The organism is Nonomuraea sp. NPDC054003, from assembly GCF_055585125.1.
On record NZ_JBVJKR010000012.1, the window covers coordinates 261,711 to 280,451 of the forward strand.

General features: G+C 69.9%; 17 protein-coding genes. 12 read left to right on the forward strand and 5 right to left on the reverse strand.

Annotated features, from left to right (window positions below):
• Nucleotides 1-11: 11 nt before the first annotated feature.
• A complete protein-coding gene (locus ACZ6YG_RS30185) occupies nt 12-947 on the reverse strand; it encodes an RNA polymerase sigma-70 factor (RefSeq protein WP_466019863.1) in 936 nt (311 codons plus the stop codon).
• 175 nt (nt 948-1,122) lie between these two features.
• Between ACZ6YG_RS30185 and ACZ6YG_RS30190 the strand changes: the two genes are divergently transcribed.
• Complete coding sequence (locus tag ACZ6YG_RS30190) at nt 1,123-1,617, forward strand: carboxymuconolactone decarboxylase family protein (RefSeq protein WP_466019864.1); 495 nt, start codon at nt 1,123-1,125, stop codon at nt 1,615-1,617.
• A gap of 14 nt (nt 1,618-1,631) precedes the next feature.
• Entirely contained in the window at nt 1,632-2,384 is a 753-nt protein-coding gene (locus ACZ6YG_RS30195; protein ID WP_466019865.1) for an SDR family oxidoreductase, read from the forward strand.
• Nucleotides 2,385-2,433: 49 nt separating this feature from the next.
• Here the strand turns inward: ACZ6YG_RS30195 and ACZ6YG_RS30200 are convergent, their stop codons facing one another.
• A complete protein-coding gene (locus tag ACZ6YG_RS30200; protein WP_466019866.1) occupies nt 2,434-3,480 on the reverse strand; it encodes an aldo/keto reductase in 1,047 nt (348 codons plus the stop codon).
• Nucleotides 3,481-3,529: 49 nt separating this feature from the next.
• Here ACZ6YG_RS30200 and ACZ6YG_RS30205 point away from each other — a divergent pair, with 49 nt between their 5' ends.
• On the forward strand, nt 3,530-3,925 hold the full coding sequence (locus ACZ6YG_RS30205) for a MerR family transcriptional regulator (protein WP_148033007.1): 396 nt from the start codon (nt 3,530-3,532) through the stop codon (nt 3,923-3,925).
• A gap of 3 nt (nt 3,926-3,928) precedes the next feature.
• On the opposite strand, the gene ACZ6YG_RS30210 is transcribed toward ACZ6YG_RS30205, so the two are convergent.
• Nucleotides 3,929-4,744, reverse strand: a complete 816-nt coding sequence (locus ACZ6YG_RS30210; RefSeq protein ID WP_466019867.1) for a CPBP family glutamic-type intramembrane protease — start codon at nt 4,742-4,744, stop codon at nt 3,929-3,931.
• 374 nt (nt 4,745-5,118) lie between these two features.
• Between ACZ6YG_RS30210 and ACZ6YG_RS30215 the strand changes: the two genes are divergently transcribed.
• Both ACZ6YG_RS30215 and ACZ6YG_RS30220 read left to right on the forward strand, forming a co-directional pair.
• Nucleotides 5,119-5,469: an ArsR/SmtB family transcription factor gene (locus ACZ6YG_RS30215; protein WP_466019868.1), complete on the forward strand. Its 351-nt coding sequence runs from the start codon at nt 5,119-5,121 to the stop codon at nt 5,467-5,469.
• A 375-nt stretch (nt 5,470-5,844) separates the two neighbouring features.
• On the forward strand, nt 5,845-6,150 hold the full coding sequence (locus tag ACZ6YG_RS30220; protein WP_466019869.1) for a hypothetical protein: 306 nt from the start codon (nt 5,845-5,847) through the stop codon (nt 6,148-6,150).
• A gap of 110 nt (nt 6,151-6,260) precedes the next feature.
• Here ACZ6YG_RS30220 and ACZ6YG_RS30225 read toward each other — a convergent pair whose 3' ends face one another.
• Nucleotides 6,261-7,952 carry a carbohydrate binding domain-containing protein gene (locus ACZ6YG_RS30225; protein ID WP_466019870.1) on the reverse strand — a complete coding sequence of 564 codons (1,692 nt, stop codon included), beginning with the start codon at nt 7,950-7,952 and terminating at the stop codon, nt 6,261-6,263.
• 343 nt (nt 7,953-8,295) lie between these two features.
• On the opposite strand from ACZ6YG_RS30225, the gene ACZ6YG_RS30230 reads away from it, so the two are divergent.
• The 6 genes from ACZ6YG_RS30230 (at nt 8,296) to ACZ6YG_RS30255 (ending at nt 15,361) form a co-directional block, all read left to right on the forward strand.
• The gene (locus ACZ6YG_RS30230) at nt 8,296-9,324 is read left to right on the forward strand and encodes a LacI family DNA-binding transcriptional regulator (RefSeq protein WP_466019871.1); all 1,029 of its coding nucleotides are present in this window, start codon (nt 8,296-8,298) and stop codon (nt 9,322-9,324) included.
• Nucleotides 9,325-9,561: 237 nt separating this feature from the next.
• Nucleotides 9,562-10,854 carry an extracellular solute-binding protein gene (locus ACZ6YG_RS30235; protein WP_148033003.1) on the forward strand — a complete coding sequence of 431 codons (1,293 nt, stop codon included), beginning with the start codon at nt 9,562-9,564 and terminating at the stop codon, nt 10,852-10,854.
• A 2-nt stretch (nt 10,855-10,856) separates the two neighbouring features.
• Nucleotides 10,857-11,858, forward strand: coding sequence for a carbohydrate ABC transporter permease (locus tag ACZ6YG_RS30240; RefSeq protein ID WP_148033002.1), 1,002 nt, complete (start codon nt 10,857-10,859; stop codon nt 11,856-11,858).
• On the forward strand, nt 11,855-12,718 hold the full coding sequence (locus ACZ6YG_RS30245; protein ID WP_261808710.1) for a sugar ABC transporter permease: 864 nt from the start codon (nt 11,855-11,857) through the stop codon (nt 12,716-12,718). Before ACZ6YG_RS30240 ends, ACZ6YG_RS30245 begins: the two co-directional genes overlap by 4 nt.
• Nucleotides 12,719-12,767: 49 nt before the next feature.
• Nucleotides 12,768-14,327 carry a glycoside hydrolase family 13 protein gene (locus ACZ6YG_RS30250; RefSeq protein ID WP_466019872.1) on the forward strand — a complete coding sequence of 520 codons (1,560 nt, stop codon included), beginning with the start codon at nt 12,768-12,770 and terminating at the stop codon, nt 14,325-14,327.
• A gap of 2 nt (nt 14,328-14,329) precedes the next feature.
• Nucleotides 14,330-15,361 carry a LacI family DNA-binding transcriptional regulator gene (locus tag ACZ6YG_RS30255; RefSeq protein WP_148033000.1) on the forward strand — a complete coding sequence of 344 codons (1,032 nt, stop codon included), beginning with the start codon at nt 14,330-14,332 and terminating at the stop codon, nt 15,359-15,361.
• A 42-nt stretch (nt 15,362-15,403) separates the two neighbouring features.
• On the opposite strand, the gene ACZ6YG_RS30260 is transcribed toward ACZ6YG_RS30255, so the two are convergent.
• Nucleotides 15,404-18,220, reverse strand: a complete 2,817-nt coding sequence (locus ACZ6YG_RS30260) for an AfsR/SARP family transcriptional regulator (protein ID WP_466019873.1) — start codon at nt 18,218-18,220, stop codon at nt 15,404-15,406.
• A gap of 180 nt (nt 18,221-18,400) precedes the next feature.
• Between ACZ6YG_RS30260 and ACZ6YG_RS30265 the strand changes: the two genes are divergently transcribed.
• Nucleotides 18,401-18,703, forward strand: coding sequence for a hypothetical protein (locus tag ACZ6YG_RS30265; protein ID WP_148032998.1), 303 nt, complete (start codon nt 18,401-18,403; stop codon nt 18,701-18,703).
• The last annotated feature ends 38 nt before the right edge of the window (nt 18,704-18,741 follow it).

The window sequence follows — 18,741 nt, forward strand, 5'->3', positions numbered from 1 at the left end:
CATGGAGTCGCTCAGCGGGTCACGGCGGTCTCCCGCTCCACACGCGACAGCTTCTCGGGATTACGCACGTGGTAGGCGCCGGTGACGTAGCCGTTCTCCACGCGCACCGCCACCACCCCGTCGATCTCGCCGTCGACCCGTACGAGCAGCCCGGGCCCGCCATTGATCTGAACCAGCTCGACCGACCTCTCCGCGTCGCGTTTCCACCAGCCGGCGGCCAGCAGGCGAGCCACGTTGCCGATCCCCACAACCGGCCGCGGCAGGGCATGCCTGACTCCGCCGCCGTCGCTCAGGGCGACGACGTCCGGCGCGAGGACGTCGAGCAGGCTCTGCAACTCGCCGGTCTCGACCGCTCGCTTGAAGGCCTGGAGCGCGGCTCGGGTCTCGGCCGGGGAGGCGATGCCGCGGGGCCGGCGGGCCGCGACGTGCGCCCGCGCCCGGTAGGCGATCTGGCGGACCGCGTTCGGGCTCTTGCCGACGGCTTCGGCGATCTCGTCGTAGTCCAGTTGGAACACCTCGCGCAGCACGAACACCGCCCGCTCGGTCGGCTGAAGCGTCTCCAGCACCAGCAGCATCGCCATCGAGACGCTCTCGGCGAGCTCGACGTCCTCGGCCACGTCGGGCGAGGTGAGCAACGGCTCGGGCAGCCACGGCCCGACGTAGGACTCCTTGCGCCGACCGAGCGCACGCAGCCGGTCCAGCGCCTGCCGGGTGACGATCCGCACCAGGTAGGCACGCTGCTCCCGCACGGTGCCGAGATCGACGTCCACCCATCGCAGCCAGCTCTCCTGCAGGACGTCCTCGGCGTCCGCGGCCGAGCCGAGCATCTCGTAGACGACGGTGAACAGCAGGTTGCGATGGGCGACGAACGCCTCGGTGGCTGAGTCCACGCGGCCGGCCCGATCGAGCGGCCCGGCCGGGTCCGCCCTTCCTTCGCGCTCGCTCATGTCCGGCTCCTGCCCGGTCGTTCTCAGCGCTGCCACACGCACAAGACGTCGCTCCCCGTCGCTGCGTAACAGCCACGGCAGGTGTCCTACGTCACAGAGCCGCGCTGTTACGGGGATCAGGGCGCCGGCGTCTCGTGATCCGTACGGCACCACGACGAGAAGGGAAGTCTTCCCCATGTCCACGCCCACGACCGGCCGGCGGTCGCGCATGCCCAGCCCTCTGCCCTTCCTCCCCGAGCTGGCGGAAGTCGGCGAAGGTCTGCACAAGGCCCTCCGGAACAGCGCGATCTCGCAGACCACCATCCACCTGCTGCACCTTCGCGCCGGGCAGATCCTCGGCAGCACGTACTTCACCACCAGAGAGACCGGCGACCTGCGCAGGATCGGGGAACCGGAGGAGCGCATCACCGCCATGGCCACCTGGCACGACGCCACCTGCTTCACCGACGCCGAACGGGTCGCTCTGGAGCTCGTGGAGGCGGTCCTCACCCCGAACCCGTCCGGTGAGCGCGTCCCCGACGAGCTGTACGCCAGGGCGTCGGCGCACTACGACGACAAGGCGATGTGGTCGCTCATCATGGCGATCGCCCACATCGGCTTCTTCACCCCCGCCGCCCTCATCGCCAAGCCGATCCCCGGCATGCCCCCCCGCCAGAACTACAGCGAGTAAGAGAGGCGCCCAGCATGAGCATCACCACGTTCGCGGTGGCAGGGGCGACCGGGCGGCTGGGCCGCCACGTCGTCGACGTCCTTACGGAACGGGGGCACCAGGTCGTGCCGATGTCCCGCGCCACCGGCGTGGACGTCATCACCGGTCAGGGCCTGGCCGAGGCGCTCACCGGGGTGGACGTCATCATCGACGTCGCCTCGTGGCACGCCTCCGAGCAGGAGGCGGCGACGGAGTTCTTCCGCACCTCGGCCCGTAATCTCCACGAGTACGGTCAGCAGGCGGCCGTAGCCCGGATCGCCATGGCGTCCATCATCGGCGCCGACCAGGCCACCGCCGGTTTCCTCGCCGCCAAGAAGGCGCACGAGGAACTGCTGCTGTCCTGCCCGCTCCCCGTCCGCATCCTGCGGGCCGCGCAGTTCCACGAGTTCATCGGCCAGTTGCTGGACTGGCAGGAGCGCGACGTCGCCCACATCCCGGCCCTGCCCACCCAGCTCGTCGCCTGCCGCACCGTGGCCGAGGAACTGGCCGACCTGGCCACCGCCCCCGACGCCCCGGGAACACCGATCCCCGAGATCGCCGGACCCCGCAAGGAGACCATGGCGGAGGCGGCCCGGCTCCTCGGCGCCCGCCGGGGCGTCAAGGTCGTCGGCGTCGACGGGGCCGGCATGCCCGATGCCGGGCTCGCCGCCGACGGCGCCTTCCTGCCCGGCCCGCACGCCAAACTGGCCGGGCCCACCTTCCAGGAGTGGCTCGACATCCAGCCCTGAGCCGACCTCGACCTTGTGACCCGGTCCCGGCTTCCCCGGGACCGGAGGCTCAGCTCGCGGAGCGGTCGCCGGGCGGGCGGCGGCGCAGCGCGGGGTCGGTCAGGGGCGCGGGACTCCAGAGAGCGACAGGAGGGTAGACGTCGGTGCCGGGCGGCACGAGCTCGTCGATCCGGTCGAGCACGGTGTCGTCGAGCACCAGCGAGGCGCCCTTCAGCAAGCCCTCCAGTTGCTCCATCGTGCGCGGGCCGAGGATGACCGAGGTGACCGCCGGGTGTGACACGACGAAGGCGACGGCCAGCTGCGGCAGGGTGCGGCCGAGCTCGTCCGCCAGTTTCACCAGTTCCTCGACGACCTCCAGCTTGGCCGCGTTGACCGGGATGGACGGGTCGAACCGTTCCGGCGCGCGAGCGGCGCGGCCCTGCGACAGGTCGACCTGTCCCTTGCGGTAACGGCCGGTCAGGAACCCCCAGCCCAGCGGGCTGTAGGTGAGCACGCCCATACCGAGCCGCTGCGCCGTGGGCAGGACGTCGCCCTCGATGCCGCGGGCCAGGATGTTGTACGGCGGCTGCTCGGTGCGGAACCGGTACAGGCCGCGCTGCCGGGCCACATGGTAGGCCTCGACCGTCTCGTGCGCCGGGAAGGCCGAGCTGCCGAAGGCACGGATCTTGCCCTGCCGTACGAGATCGGTCAGCGCGGAGAGGGTCTCCTCGATGTCGGTCCGGTGGTCGGGGCGGTGGATCTGGTACAGGTCGATCCAGTCGGTGCGCAGCCGCTTGAGACTCGCCTCGACCGCGCGCATGATCCAGCGCCGCGAGTTGCCGCTCCGGTTGGGCCCTTCCCCCATCGGGAAGTGCACCTTGGTCGACAGCACCACGTCGTCCCGCCGGCCCTGCAGCGCCTTGCCCACGATCTCCTCGGACTCGCCCGCCGAGTACATGTCGGCGGTGTCGATGAAGTTGATCCCCTGGTCGAGGGCGGCGTGGATGATGCGGATGCTGTCATCGTGGTCGGGGTTGCCGGTCGAGCCGAACATCATGGTGCCGAGGCAGTGGGTGCTGACCTCTATGCCGGTGCCGCCGAGGATGCGATATCTCATACGTCGGAACCGTAGAAGCTAGAGCCGACTCTAGGGCAAACTGAGCCGCATGTCGGGATTGAGCATCGGCCAGGTCGCCGAACGCACCGGGCTCAGCGTGCACACCCTCCGGTTCTACGAGCGAGAAGGGCTGCTGGCCCAGCCGGTACGGCGGGGAACCGCGGGCCACCGGGTCTACGACGAGGGTGACGTCGACTGGCTGGGCGTGTGCGTCCGGCTGCGGGCCTCCGGCATGCCTTTGACCGACATCCGGCGCTACACCGAGCTCGTCAGAGCAGGCCAGGGCAACGAGGCGGAACGGCTGGAGGTGCTGCGCGGACATCGGGAACGGGTGCTCGCCCAGCTCCACGAACTCGACGAGTCACTCAAGCTGATAACCCACAAGGTGGCCATCTACGAGGGCCGGCTGGGCTTGCGCGACACCGTCCCCGACTGCGCGCCCTGAGGCTCAGACCAGCGCGCCGGCCAGCAGGAAGATCCCGGTTCCGTGGGCGAGGGCGGCGGCGGTCACGCCTGACCGCAGCCGCAGGAAGGCGCAGATCAGCCCCTCGTACAGGGTGAAGGCCAGTAGCGGCCAGCCGACGTCGGTCACGGTCGAGGCCAGGAAGACGTGGCAGGCGGCGAACAGCAGGGCCGACAGCAACGCCGCCCGGATGCCGTCGGTGTGCTGCTCCAGCCGGCCCTGCAGGAACCCGCGGAACAGCACCTCCTCGGCGAGGTTGCCCGCCAGGCTGAACAGCAGCAGCACCGGCAGCAGCGTGACCGCGACCGCGCCTCCCCGATCCGCCGGCGGTGTCGCCAAGGACAGCAGCAGCACCGGAGCGGCGGCCAGGACGCCGCCGCCGATCCCCAGGGCGAGCGCGGCCGGGGTGAACCGGCCCCACCGCACCAGCGAGCGCAGCTCGCCATCCAGGGTCAGCACGGCGGCGGTCAGCACCACCGTACCCACGGCGAACAGCAGCAGGATGCCCGCCTCGTCGGTGAAGCGCAGCCAGGGCGCCCCTCCCGCGACGCCGAGCCGCCAGAACCCGAGCGGTGTCATCGCATCCCTGATCAGCACGAAGCCGAGGACGAGGGTCACGATGCGCAGGAGCGGGTCCCGCTCGGCGCGCGCCAGCGCGAAGCACGCGCCGATCAGCAGCAGTCCGGGCAGGATCCGTACGCCGTAGGACAGAAGGTCGGACAGCACGAAGACGTCTCCGTTTCTCAGGGGGCCGTCGGCGAAGGCCCGTGCCCGCGCCAGGGAGAGGGCCGGGTCGGTCACCAACTGCTCGCCTTGGGGGAGCGGGCGTCGGCCGGCAGCCGCGACGTCGAGGTCTTCATGGTGCTGTCCGTGCCGCAGTTCGACGGCTGGGGCGGCTTGGTGGGAGCCAAGTGGAGGAGTCCTTCCCTGGCGGTGGACGACCCGGCCGGGACCCACGGGGAGACTCGGCCAGGCATGACTGCGTGGCCGAAGGTCTCGCCCACCGGCCGGTGACCGGTCCCCGCCGCCGGAGAACGCGAGGTTCTCAGCGTGTCGACGCGCGGGCGTCGCGGGCTACTCCCCTTCGGAGCGGCTTCACTCTTCCACACGTTTCGGAAATCGCGCAAGTGTCGAAACGTGGAGATAGGCCGTCGGCGCGGGACAATGGAGAGGCCATGCCGACCTCCACACCGGGTTCACCCGGCGCCGAGCACCCGACCCCCGCGCAGCTGAGGGCGGCGGCCGAGACGTTCGCCCTGATGGCCAGCCCGGTCCGGCTGCACCTGATGTGGCTGATCACCCACGGTTCCTACGACGTCAGCACGCTGGCCACGCACGTGGGCATCAGCATCGCCACGGTGTCCCAGCACCTGGCCAAGCTCCGCCTGGCCGGCCTCATCACCGCACGCCGGGACGGCCGCCGGACGCTGTACGCGGTGGAGGACCCCCATGTGGTCACCCTGATCCGCCAGATCTTCGATCACATCGCCCCCGACGGGAGTCTGGCTCCCGACCCTCCCCGGTAGCCGCGATCCCGGACTCCGCGCCGGAACGGTGGCAGGCGAGGCCCGCCACCGCCGTGGCTTGGAGACGACTGTTGGCCGGACTCCGGAACAGTCACTTCCGGCCGAGGATTTTCGCCCCGAACCTCACCGAATGCCCGACCCCGCCGCACGCCCGGCATTTGCCGAAAGCCCCCTTGAAAGTGGTCGAATGCGACTCTTTTGAGCGATTGCAGCGCGGACACTTCATATAGGGGTGGAAGTAGCAGGACCCCAGGTAGACGACGGCCATGACGATGGCGAACCACACCAGTAGTTGCATTCCGCCAGAGTGCACAGAAAGTGATGCTCCCGTCACAGGAATCCCAAGACGGGGTCATCACTTCATGCATCCGAAAGGTGACAGTACGCTCACTTCCGGCCGTACGGATGCCGCCGGTTCAGCCGCCGTCGGCTCGCGCCCGCTCCGGCTCGATGTCCTGCTCGCCGGTCACCGTCGAGGGGCGGCTCACCCGTACCGACGGCAAGGCGCTCGGGCTCAAGCCGCTCGCGGTGACCCGGCGCCTGGTCCACGGGACGAAAGAGCCGATCGCCGGCGTGACGACGCAGAAGAACGGCACGTTCACTTTCGAGGACACGCCGCCGGACCTCGGCGAGGTCATCTACTGGGCGGCCAAGGCCCTCCATCAGATCATGGTCGAGTGACCTGACGGCCGGTCAGCGCGTCGGCCTCCTGACCGGGTCAGACCCTGGTGTGGCGGGGGCAGCCTCGTCTGGGAGCCCCCGCCACACCCGTTCGCGGAACAGGCGGGGAATCAGCTTCCGCAGGGGTTGGCGGCGTTGGGGGTGATGACGCCGTCCTTGATGGTGGAGGTGCCGGTGGCGAGGGTGTAGTCGTTGCCGTTGTTGTTGTCCCAGGTTCCGGAGCCGTTGTTGAACGCGGCCTTGAGGCTGGTGGCGTTGGCGAGGTTGATGGTCTTCTTCTTCCAGCCGGCGCAGGCCGTTTCCATGGGTACGCCTGGGACGGTGGTCCAGGTGCCGTTGACGCTGTAGTGGATGTTGGCCGTGGCCCAGCCCGTCCTGTAGTAGACGGTGGCTTCCTTGTCACCCGGCTGGGGGGCCGAGCCGGTGTGGACGGCGACCGCGCTCTTGCCGGGCACGGTGACCGTCGCCCTGCCGCTGGAGTCGACCGTTACTGTGCCGCCGCCCGCCACGTTCGGATACGTCCCGGCGGGCAGGCCGGTGGTGAAGGTCCGGGTGATGGAGCCGCCCTCGTTGTTGATGGCGACCCAGCCCTTGTCGCCGCGGCTGAAGGCGATCAGGTTGTTCCCGTTGTCGGTCCAGTTGGCGACGCCGGTGCCCTTGACGGCGTTGTGGAAGCCCACCATGCCGGCGACCTGCCGGTTGAAGCAGGTCCACTGGCCGTTGGAGCAGTTGACGTCGGTGGCGTGGCCGCCGTTGGCCGAGGGCGGCCCTGCCTCGCTGTTGTTCCAGGTGTACGAGGCGTACACCTGGGGGGTGCCGAACGGCCAGGCCAGCATGAAGAGGTTGGCCAGCTTGTACGTGTCGCCGTTCTTGTAGGTGAGCGTGGAGCCGCCCCGCTCGGTGTCGTGGTTGTCGACGAACACCACGGCCTTGTCTCCGGGCACCGACAGACCCCAGCTCTCGCCGAAGGTCCGCAGGTTCTTGATCTGGCCGGTGAACTGTTCCCGCAGCTTGCGGCCGTACACGAACTCGTCGACGTCGCCGACGCCGGTGTAGTGGCTCGGCTGGACGGCCTCCTGGTCGCCTTGGATGACCTCCTGGTGGATGTAGGGCGATCCGACGAGCCTGGACTTGATCGCGGACAGGTCACCGGGGTGGATGTGCTTGGCGGCGTCGATGCGGAAGCCGGACACGCCGAGCGACGTCAGCTTGTTCAGGTAGTCCGCGATCTTGCCCCGGACGTACTCGGACCCGGTGTTCAGATCCGACAGGCTCACCAGCTCGCAGTTCTGGACCCGCCAGGCGTCGTTGCGGTAGTCGCCCTGGTTGATCTGGCAGGTGGGCTGGTGGAAGTCCTGGGAGGAGTAGAGCCCCGGATAGTTGTACTTGCTGAAGCCGTAGCCGCCGTAGCTGGTGGCGCCCTGGCCGGTCATGTGGTTGATGACCGCGTCCACCTGGACCTTCACGCCGGCGCCGTTGCAGGCGGCGACCATGCGCCTGAACGCGGCCTCGTCACCGAACTTGCTGGTCAGTTCGTAGCGGGCGGGCTGGTAGATGTCCCACCAGACCGTGCCGCCCTTGGTCATCGAGTCGTGCGGCGGTGAGACCTGCACCGCGCCGTACCCGGCCGGGCCGAGCACCTCCGTGCACTCCCTGGCCACCGAGTTCCAGTTCCAGCTCCACAGGTTGGCGATGACGCCGACGCCGGAGGCGGCGTGGGCGGGGGCTTGGCCCAGCACGGGCACGGCGATGCTGCTCGCCGCCGCTAATGCGGTGGCGACGATTGCTTTGTAGAGTTTCATGCGGGGATCTCCAGAAACGTGAGGATGGGGTTCCCGTCAACGGGCTGGGTGGGCCAACACCCGGCCCGTCTTGCTTTGAGGGCTGCTTTGTGGCGGACCGAGGGGCCCGGCGGTGCTCTGGCACGCCCATGGGGGAGAGGCACCATCAGAACCTCCGCGTTCGGGTTTCCTCGGTGTTGCCTGGAAGTTACTCGGCGGCCAAGGTCCTTGCAATAGTTTGCAGACTTTTCAAGAGTGACCTGCCTCCACGGCGAAGTGTCTGCAAGAGCTTGCAACGCATTGCTGGCCGAAGCGCCCGCAGCCACGGTCCTGGGAGGAGACGGAGAACGGTAAATTGGCTGCCATGACCATGCGCCTCGCCGACATCGCCGCCCAAGCGGGCGTGAGTGAGGCCACCGTGAGCCGGGTGCTCAACGACAAACCGGGCGTGGCGCCCGGCACCAGGCAAGCCGTCCTCACCGCACTCGACGTGCTCGGCTACGAGCGCCCGGCCAAGCTCCGGCAGATCCACACCGGCCTGATCGGCCTGATCCTCCCCGAGCTCAGCAATCCGATCTTTCCGGCGTTCGCGCAGGTCATCGAGAGCGCCCTGGTGCTGTCCGGCTACACCGCCGTGCTGTGCACGCAGACGCCGGGCGGCGTCACCGAGGACGACTACACCGCTTTGCTACTTGAGCGCGGTGTCGCGGGCATCATCTTCGTCAACGGGCTGCACGCCGACTCCCGCTCCAACGCCGCGCGTTACGTGCATCTGACCGAGCTGGGCCTGCCCATGGTGCTGATCAACGGTTACCGCCCCGACATCCAGGCTCACTTCATCTCCAACGACGACGTCGCCGCGCTCGACATGGCCGTCGCCCACCTGGTCTCCCTCGGCCACCGGCGCATCGGCCTGGCGATCGGCCAGGAGCGTTTCGTGCCCACCATGCGTAAGACGGAGGGCTACCGCCGTGCCATGGCCAACTACGCCGGCGTCTCCGACGTCTCCGACCTGGTCGTCAACACGCTCTACACCGTGGAGGGCGGCCAGTCCGCGGCCCAGCAACTGCTCGAGCGCGGGTGCACGGCCATCTGCTGCGGCAGCGACATCATGGCCATCGGCGCGATCAGGGGTGCCCGCAACCTGGGCCTGAGCGTGCCGGAGGAAGTGTCGGTGGTCGGCTTCGACGACACGCCGATGACGGCCTACCTCGACCCGCCGCTCACGACGATCCGGCAGCCCGTGCGCGAGATGGCGCTGAACGCGGTGAGCAGCCTGCTCGACGAGATCGGCGGCGTGCCCGCGCCCCGCGGCGAGCTGCTGCACCGCCCCGAGCTGGTCGTCCGCCGCTCGACGGCCCCCATCCGCACGCCCGTCGTCCCCACCTCCTGACTCCCGCGGCAGCCCTTCCTCCGGCAGGTGCTCGGATCAGGAGACCTGCTGTCCAGGTGTCGTCACCCAGAGTGACGGCTGGCTGCCTCCTTGCAAAGATAACGAAAAAGTGATCCTTCTTTGCAAAGTCTTTCAATGAAGCTTGCAGGCGCGTAACGTCCACCTCACTTCCGAGGACCCCGGCGGGCGAGGTCTCCCGCGGCGTGTCCCCCTTCGGCTTCCTACGAGGAGACAGAGATGCGGCAAGCCCTTTCGGCCGTGACGATGGTCGCGGCGCTCGCGCTCGCGGTCGGCGCGTGCGGCGGCGGCGACGGCACATCCTCCGCCGCGCCGACCGGCTCGGCCCCCGCCGACCCGAGCCAGATCAGCGGCGAGATCACGTGGTGGGACACCGTCCGCCCGGACAGCGAGGGCCCGACATTCCAGAAGCTGATCAAGGAGTTCGAGGCCAAGTACCCCAAGATCAAGATCAAGTACGTCAACGTCCCCTCCGACCAGGCGCAGAACCAGTTCCAGACAGCGGCCCAGGCCGGCACCGGCGCCCCTGACGTGATCCGCTCCGAGGTCGCCTGGACGTCCCAGTTCGCCGAACTCGGCTACCTCCAGCCGCTCGACGGCACCCGCGCCGTCGACGACGAGGCCGACTACCTCCCCGGCCCGCTGAGCAGCACCAAGTACAACGGCAAGACGTGGGCGGTCCCGCAGGTGACCGACACACTCGCCCTGCTGTACAACAAGCGGCTGCTGAAGGAGGCCGGCCACGACAAGCCGCCCGCGACCGTACCCGAGCTCAAGCAGGCGGCCCTGGACGTCAAGTCCAAGACCGGCGCCAACGGCCTGGCGCTCAACGTGGACGGCTACTTCCTGCTGCCCTTCATCTACGGCGAGGGCGGCGACCTCCTCGACGTGCGGAACAAGCAGGTCGTCGTCAACTCCCCGCAGAACGTCAAGGCCATGGCCACCCTGCAGGACCTCATCACCTCGGGTGCGGCGGCCAAGCCCGCGCTGCAGGACAGCTACGCCAACGCGATGACCGCGCTCAAGGACGGCAAGACCGCGATGATCTACAACGGCCCCTGGTCGCTGTCGGAGGTCTATCAGGGCAAGGAGTTCGCGGACAAGGAGAACCTCGGCATCGCCCCGGTGCCCGCAGGCTCCGCCAAGGCGGGCGCGCCCACGGGTGGCTGGAACCTCGCGATCTACGCCGGATCCAAGAACATCGAGGCGTCGTACGAGTTCCTGCGCTTCATGAGCTCGTCCTCCTCGCTCGCCACCGTCTCCGCCGAACTGGGCCTGCTGCCCGCCCGCACCTCCAGCTTCGAGGACCCGAGGGTGAAGGCCAACACCGACGTGTCGATCTTCAAGCCGATCATGGAGACCGCGGTGCCGCGCCCGTGGATCCCCGAAGGCGGCCAGCTCTTCCAGCCGCTGCTGGAGAGCTACCAGGAACTGGTCGGCGGCGCCACGCCCGAGGAGACGCTGACCAAGGCCGAGGAGAAGTTCCAGACGATCATGAAGGCCTGGAGCTGACCGTGGCCGTTTCGACTGGACGTGCGAGGAGCACGACCAGGGACAGCGCCGACCGCGGCCGCCGCCGGGCCGGCCGCGACCAAGGCCCGCTGCGGCGGGCCCTGTCCCGGCACTGGTACGCCTGGGCGATGGTCGCCCCGGTGATGATCGTCGTCACCGTGCTGATCGGCTGGCCGCTGCTGCGCGGCGTCTACCTGTCCCTGACGGACGCCACGGAGGCCAACGTCGGCCGGACGATCGGCGTCAACGTCATCCCGGCCACCTACGAGTTCGTCGGCCTGGACAACTACGTCGGCATCCTCTCCAGCGGCCTGTTCTGGGAGAAGCTCACCTGGACGGCGATCTGGACGGTGTCCTGCGTCGTCCTGCACTACGGCATCGGCCTGGGCCTGGCCATGCTGCTGCACCGCCGGCTGCGGTTCCGCTCGCTCTACCGGGTGCTGCTGATCCTGCCGTGGGCGATCCCCGGGTTCGTGGCCGCCTTCATCTGGCGCTACCTGTTCAACAGCGACTTCGGCGTCATCAACGCGATGCTCAGGGCGGCCGGGCTCGGCGCGGTCGGCTGGCTGGACGACCCGGTCACGGCCAAGCTCGCGGTGATCGCGGTCAACGTCTGGGTCGGCGTGCCGTTCATGATGGTGGCCCTGCTGGGCGGCCTGCAGTCGATCCCGTCCGAGCTGTACGAGGCCGCCGCGGTCGACGGCGCGACACCCTTCCAGCGCTTCCGTCACATCACGCTGCCCATGCTCCGGTCGGTCTCGGCGACGGTCGTGCTGCTGGGCACCATCTGGACGTTCAACATGTTCCCCGTGATCTTCCTGATAACGCGGGGCGGCCCCGGCAGCGAGACGGAGATCCTCGTCACCTACGCCTTCAGGGAGGCGTTCACCGGGGTGCGCAACTACTCCGGCTCGGCGGCCTGGGGCGTGATCATCCTGGCCCTGCTCGTCGTACTCGCCACCGTTTACCGCCGCGCGCTGCGCAGACAAGGGGAGGTCTGGTGACCGCGAACACCCGCCCGGTCGCGCCGGGCGCCGCCAGGCGCAGCCCGGCCGCGTCGGTGCTGCTGCACGTGACCCTCGTCGCGGCCTGTGCCGTCTCGCTGTTCCCCGTCGTCTGGCTGGTGCTGACGTCGCTGAAGCCCCGCGACGGATGGCTGTCCGCCGAGCTGGAGATCTTCAACCAGCCGTCGCTGACCAACTACGCGCGGGTGCTCGGCGAGACCGAGTTCCTGACGTGGCTGGTCAACTCGGTGCTGGCGGCGGGCCTCACCACCGTCCTCGGCGTCTTCCTCGCCTCGACCACCGGGTACGCGCTCAGCCGCCATGCCTTCCCCGGCCGGCGCGGGATCATGTGGATGCTGCTGATCACCCAGATGTTCCCCGTCGCCATCCTCATCGTCCCGCTGTACAACCTGATGGCCGCGCTCGGACTGCTGAACCAGATCCCCGGGCTGATCATCGCCTACATGACGATCGCGGTGCCGTTCTGCGCCTGGATGATGAAGAGCTACTTCGACTCCATCCCGCGCGAGATCGACCAGGCCGGGCTGATCGACGGGCTCACGCCCTTCGGCGCGTTCTGGCGGGTGGTGCTGCCGCTGGCCCGGCCCAGCCTGGCCGTCACCGCGTTCTACTGCTTCATGACCGCATGGGGCGAGGTCGCGTACGCCACCGTGTTCATGTCCCAGGAGGAGAAGCGCACGCTCGCCGTGGGCCTGCAACAGTTCGTCGGCCAGCACTGGTCCGACTGGGGACTGCTCACCGCCTCCGCCGTGCTGATCGCGGTGCCCGCCGCGGCGGTCTTCCTCGTCGTCCAGCGCCATCTGGTCGCCGGGCTGACCAGCGGCGCGACGAAGTCGTGAGCCGGCCTCGTCGCACCGGCCTTCCGACTCTGACTGATCGGGGAAACAGATGACCGAACTCGCCGAGGGCGCCGCGCAGCCGGTGACCGCCACCCGCTGGTGGCGGGACGCGGTGATCTACCAGGTCTACGTGCGCAGCTTCGCCGACGGGAACGCCGACGGCGTCGGCGACCTGCCGGGCGTGCGCCGGCGCCTGCCCTACCTGGCGGAACTGGGCGTGGACGCCGTCTGGCTGACGCCGTTCTACCCCTCGCCGATGGCCGACTTCGGCTACGACGTCGCCGACTACCGCGACGTGGACCCGCTGTTCGGCACGCTCGCCGACGCGCGGGCGATGATCGCCGACGCGCATGCCCTCGGCCTGCGCGTCATCGTCGACGTGGTGCCCAACCACACCTCCGACCGGCACCCATGGTTCGCCCGTGCCCTCAAGGGCGGTCCGGACCGGGAGCGCTACATCTTCCGTGACGGCCGCGGCGCACAGGGCGAGCTGCCGCCGAACGACTGGGAATCCATCTTCGGCGGCCCCGCCTGGACCAGAGTGGCCGACGGCCAGTGGTATCTGCACCTGTTCGCCCCCGAGCAACCCGACCTGAACTGGGAGCACCCGGAGGTGCACGCCGAGTTCGCCGGCGTGCTGCGCTTCTGGCTCGACCTGGGCGTGGACGGGTTCCGGGTGGACGTCGCGCACGGCATGGTCAAGGCGCCGGGGCTGCCCGACGTCGGCCGGACCGGCCAGGTCCGCATGATCGGCGCCGACGTGGTGCCGTACTTCGACCAGGACGGCGTGCACGAGATCCACCGGTCGTGGCGGCGCGTCCTCGACTCGTACCCGGGGGAGCGCATCGGCGTGGCCGAGGCGTGGGCGCCCACGGCCGAACGGCTGGCCCGCTACGTCCGGTCGGACGAGCTGCACCAGGCGTTCAACTTCCACTTCCTCAACACCCCGTGGCAGGCCGGGGCGCTGCGCGAGGTCATCGACGAGTCACTGGCCACGGCCGGCTCGGTCGGCGCGCCGTCCACCTGGGTGCTGTCCAACCATGACGTCAAGCGGCCCGTCACCCGCTACGGCAGCCTGGCCAGGGCTCGCGCCGCCGCGCTGCTGACGCTCGCCCTGCCCGGCTCCGCGTACGTCTACCAGGGCGAGGAGCTGGGCCTGCCCGAGGTGCTCGACCTGCCGGAAGAGGTCCTGCGGGACCCGCAGCGGCTGCGCGCCCCCGACAGCGGCCGCGACGGCTGCCGGGTGCCCATTCCCTGGACCCGCGAGACCGGCTGGAACGACCCGTGGCTCCCGATTCCCGGCACGTGGGCGGAGCTGAGCGTGGAAGCGCAGCGGGACGACCCCGGCTCGACGCTGGAGCTGTACCGGCAGGCGCTGCGGCTGCGCCGCGCACGCCCCGAGCTCGGCGACGGCGCGCTCACCTGGCTCGACTCGCCGTACGGGACGCTCGTCTTCACCCGCGGCGACGGCTTCACCTGCGCGGTCAACCTCAACGACCACGAGGTGGAGCTGCCGGTCTCGGGCGACCTGCTGCTGGCCAGCGCGTCCCTGGCAGGCGGTTCGCTCCCGCCCGACTCGGCCGCCTGGTGGGGGCGGCCCCTGTGGTAGGGATGCCCGCGAACGGGATGCCCCGGCTGACCGACATCGCCGCGCTCGCGGGGGTGAGCGAGGCGACGGTCAGCCGGGTGCTGAACGGCCGGCCGGGAGTCTCGAAGCCGACCCGGCACTCCGTGCTGACCGCGCTCGACCTCATCGGTTACGAGAGACCACCGCGCATCAGGCAACGCAGCCGCGGCCTGGTGGGCGTGGTGACACCCGAGCTGGACAACCCGATCTTCCCCGCCTTCGGCCAGGCGATCGAGAAGGCGCTCACCCAGCACGGCTACACGCCCGTACTGTGCACACAGCTGCCCGGCGGCGCGCCCGAGGACGAGTTCACCGAGCTGCTGCTCGAATGCGGCGTCAGCGCCATGATCTTCGTGTCGGGGCTGCACGCGGACACCACCGCGCGGGCCGACCGCTACATCCGGCTGGTGACGCAGAAGGTGCCGATGGTCCTGCTGAACGGGTACGCCGCGGACGTCGAAGCGCCGTTCCTGTCCACCGACGACCGCCTCGCCGCCCGGCTCGCGGTTCAGCACCTGCACGCCCTCGGGCACGAGCGGATCGGGCTGGCCGTGGGCCAGGCCAGGTTCGTCCCCGTGATCAGGAAGATCGACGGCTACCGGCAGGCCATGGCCGACCTGTGCCCCGGCGAGGACCCCGGCGCGCTGATCGCCCACTCCCTCTTCTCCGTGGAGGGCGGGCAGGCCGCGGCGGCCCAGCTCCTGGATCGCGGCTGCACCGGGATCGTCTGCGCGAGCGACCTCATGGCGATCGGCGCCATCAGGGCGTGCCGCGACAGAGGGCTGGACGTCCCCGGCGCGGTGTCCGTGGTCGGATACGACGACTCGGTGCTCATCCCCTACACCGACCCGCCGCTGACCACGGTGCGCCAGCCGGTACAGGTCATCGCCGCGGCCGCGGTCGACACGCTCCTGGAGCTGGTCGCCGGGGCGCCGTCCCGCCACCAGGAGCTGATCTTCCGGCCCGAACTCATCGTCCGCGCCTCCACCGGCTCGGGCCCGAAGATCATCCGATGACGGAGGCTCCGCGCGGCCGACCCGGGCTCGGCGTTCCGCGGCTCAGACGAGCCTGCGGCAACGACGGCGGTACTCCTCGTTGGCGCCGGCGAGATCGTCCAGATCCTCTTCTATCGTGGCCAGCCACTCGCTGAGCACCGCGCTCTGACGATGGCCGAGGTCGCGATAGATCGCCAGCGCCGCCCGCCAGTGCGCCCGGGCGGCCGGCAGGTCCTCCAGGAGCACGGTGGAGGCCAGCAGGTCGAGTGCCGCCGCCGTGCGCAGCGGGTCGCCGAGCTCCTCGGCGTGGGTCAACTGGGTCTCGGCGTGCCGCCTGGCCGCCTCCCGGTCTCCTCTGCGTAACGCGATCTCGGTGAGGTTGTGCAGGGAGAAGCAGATCTGTTGCACGTCATCGCAGGCGATCGCGTATCCGAGCGCCCGCCGCAGCGCCTCGTCCGCCTCCGGCAGGCTGCCCATCTCGATGAGGGCACAGCCCAGGTTGACGTGTCCCGCCGCGGCGTACTGCGGCACCTGTCCGTACTCGGGCACGGCCAGCGCGATCCGCAGATGCCGCATCCCTTCCTCCGGACGGCCCTGGGTGATGTACAGCCCGCCGAGGTTGGCGTGGGCCGAGCCGACCATGCGGTCACTGCCCGCCGCGGTCGCCAGGTCGATCGCCCGCAGGTAGTGCTCGACGGCCTCGGCGTAGCGCCCGGTCTGCTTGCAGACGATGCCCGACGAGTTGCTCATGTACGTCATGCCCTCCAGGTCGCCGCACCGCGTCGCGGACGCGTGGCCGATCCGCAGTGCCGCCGACCACTCCCGCCAGCGTCGCCGGATGATGAAGTACGCCAGCAGGTCGGAGGTGAGCCGCCAGGCGCGGTGATGCCGGCCGTGCCGGGCGGCGAGCTCGACGACACCCACGAAGCTCTCGCGCTCCGCGTCGTGCCAGGCCAGAGCCTCGGCCCGATCGGCGAACCGCAGCCGCTCCACCGGCGGGTGTGTCAGCTGACGCTCGCCCGGAGGCCGGCGCGGCTGCAACAGGGGATAGGCGGCGAAGACCGCGTCGGCGTAGAAGTCGACCAACCGCAGGGCCGCCTCGGTCCGTCCTTCGTCCGGTTCGTCACTGGCCAGCATCCGGATGGCATAGCTGCGCAGCAGATCGTGCATCGTGTAGCGGCCCGCCCGATGCTCATCGATCATGTGCGCCGTGGACAGCTCCTCCAGGGGACGCCGTGCCCCGGCGAGGGTGACGCCGAGCAGCGCCGCGGCCGCCTCCGGCGCGAAGTCCTGGCCGGGAGCCAGGCTCAACAGCCGGAACAACCGCCGCGCGACGTCCCCGAGCGCGCGGTAGGACAGCTCGAACGCGGAGTCGACCGGCCCCTTCAGGCCACCTTGGATGTCGAGCACCTCCAGCGCGTCATCGGTCGCGAGGCGCCTGGTGTACTCCACGATCGTCAGATGAGGACGGCAGATGAGCTGCGCCGCGGCCAGCCGCAGGGCCAGCGGCAGATACGCGCACCGCCGCGCCAGCTCGCGGATGGCCCGCTCGTCGTCGGCCGTCGAGCTCGTGATGGCCCCGCGCAGCAGCTCGTCCGCCTCGATCGCGGTGAGCGGATCGAGCCGCAGCAGCCGCGCCCCCTCGTTGGCGATCAGGCCGCGGAGCTGGTTACGGCTGGTGACCAGGACGACGCAGCTCGCCGAACCGGGTAGCAGCGGCCGGATCTGTTCGGCGTCGCGCGCGTTGTCCAGCAGGATCAGCACACGTTGCCGGGAGAGCCGCGAGCGCAGCAGCGCCGCCGCCTCGTCCACCTCGTCGGGGACCGCGTCGACTCCGACAGAGCGCAGGAACCTGTGCAGCACCTCAAGGGGCTCCAAGGGATCACGGCCGGGATCGAAGCCGCGCAGGTTCACGTAGAGCTGCCCGTCAGGAAACCGGTCGCGATGTCCGTGCGCCCAGTGCACAGCCAGCGCGCTCTTGCCCACCCCGGCCGTGCCGACCACCAGCACCGCGGGAGGCGGGTCGGCCGCGCACGCCATCGCGGTCAGCGTCTCCAGCTCCCGGACCCTTCCCGTGAAGCGGTGGACGTCATAGGGGAGCTGGGCGGGCCGCACCCAGGTCGCCGGAGCGAGGCTCAGGGATTGGTCCGCGGTGAGGATGGCCTGCTCAAGCCGGACGAACGCCTCTCCAGGGTCGAGCCCTTCCTCCTCGGCGAGCAGACCGCGCATCCGCCTGGCGGTCTCCAGCGCCTGAGAGCGAAGCCCCGCACGGTACTGCGCCAGCATCAGCCGGCACACCATCGGCTCACGCAGCGGGTGTGCCTCGACGAGGCCGCTCAGCTTGGGGATCAGCGCGTCGTGATCGCCGAGCGCCAGCCGGGCATCAGCGAGCGACTCCAGAGCGCTCAGCCGCTGCTCATGCAGCCGGTGGCGGGCCGCGTCCGCGTACGCCGCGGTGATGTCCGCCAGCGCCTGCCCTCGCCACAGCGCGGCGGCCGCGTCCAGTTCGCGGGCCGCCTCCTCGTGCGCGCCGCGTTCGAGCAGCCTGCGGCCCGCCTTGACGCGGCCGGCGAAGACGTCGGCGTCCAGCGCACCGTACGCCAGCTCCAGGCGGTAGCCGCCGGGGCAGGTGACGATGACGTCGTCCAGCCCGCGCTCACGCAGCGCCTTGCGCAGTCCCGAGATCGCCACGTGGACCTGTGTCCGCGCGGACGCCGGCTCCGCGCCGCCCCAGATGGCCTCGATCACCTGATCGGGCGTCACCACCCGGTTGGCGTGCAGCAACAGATACGCCAGGAAAGCCCGGTGCCTGGGCTGGGCGGCGGATACCGGCCCGCTGTCCGTGATGATCTCAACCGGTCCAAGAATGCCGAACAGCACCTGCGGCCCCCCTGATCGCTGATGGCGAGCGTAGGCACACTGCCGAAGTGCCGCAAGCGGGTAATAGCCGCCGACAAGCGGATGGATAGCCCCTCCTGCCTACGCTGTGCCGTAGATCAACGGCGTTCCAGCCGAGTCCTGTCACGGTGATAAGACCCTGTGAGGAGTGCAATGAAAAAGGTGACGAAGACGCTGCAGGTGGCCGCGGTCGGCGCATTGCTGGCGGCCGGCACAGTGGTCGCTTCGGCGGGGGCCGCACACGCGGCTCCCTCCAACTGTTCCGACACGTACACGACGTTCACCTACGAAGTGTTCTGCGGCAAGGGGGACGGGGAGTTCCAGGCCGTGGTCAGGTGTTACAGGATCGGCTCCAGCAACTACACGACCCGGTACGGACAGTGGAGGCGCCCCAACACCGTGAGGTCCGTGGCCAAGTGCACGACCAGCGAAGAGCCGGCGAGCGGCTACTGGCGCTTCCGCTGAGGGCCGATCGTCATCCCCGATCAAGGCATCGTGGGACC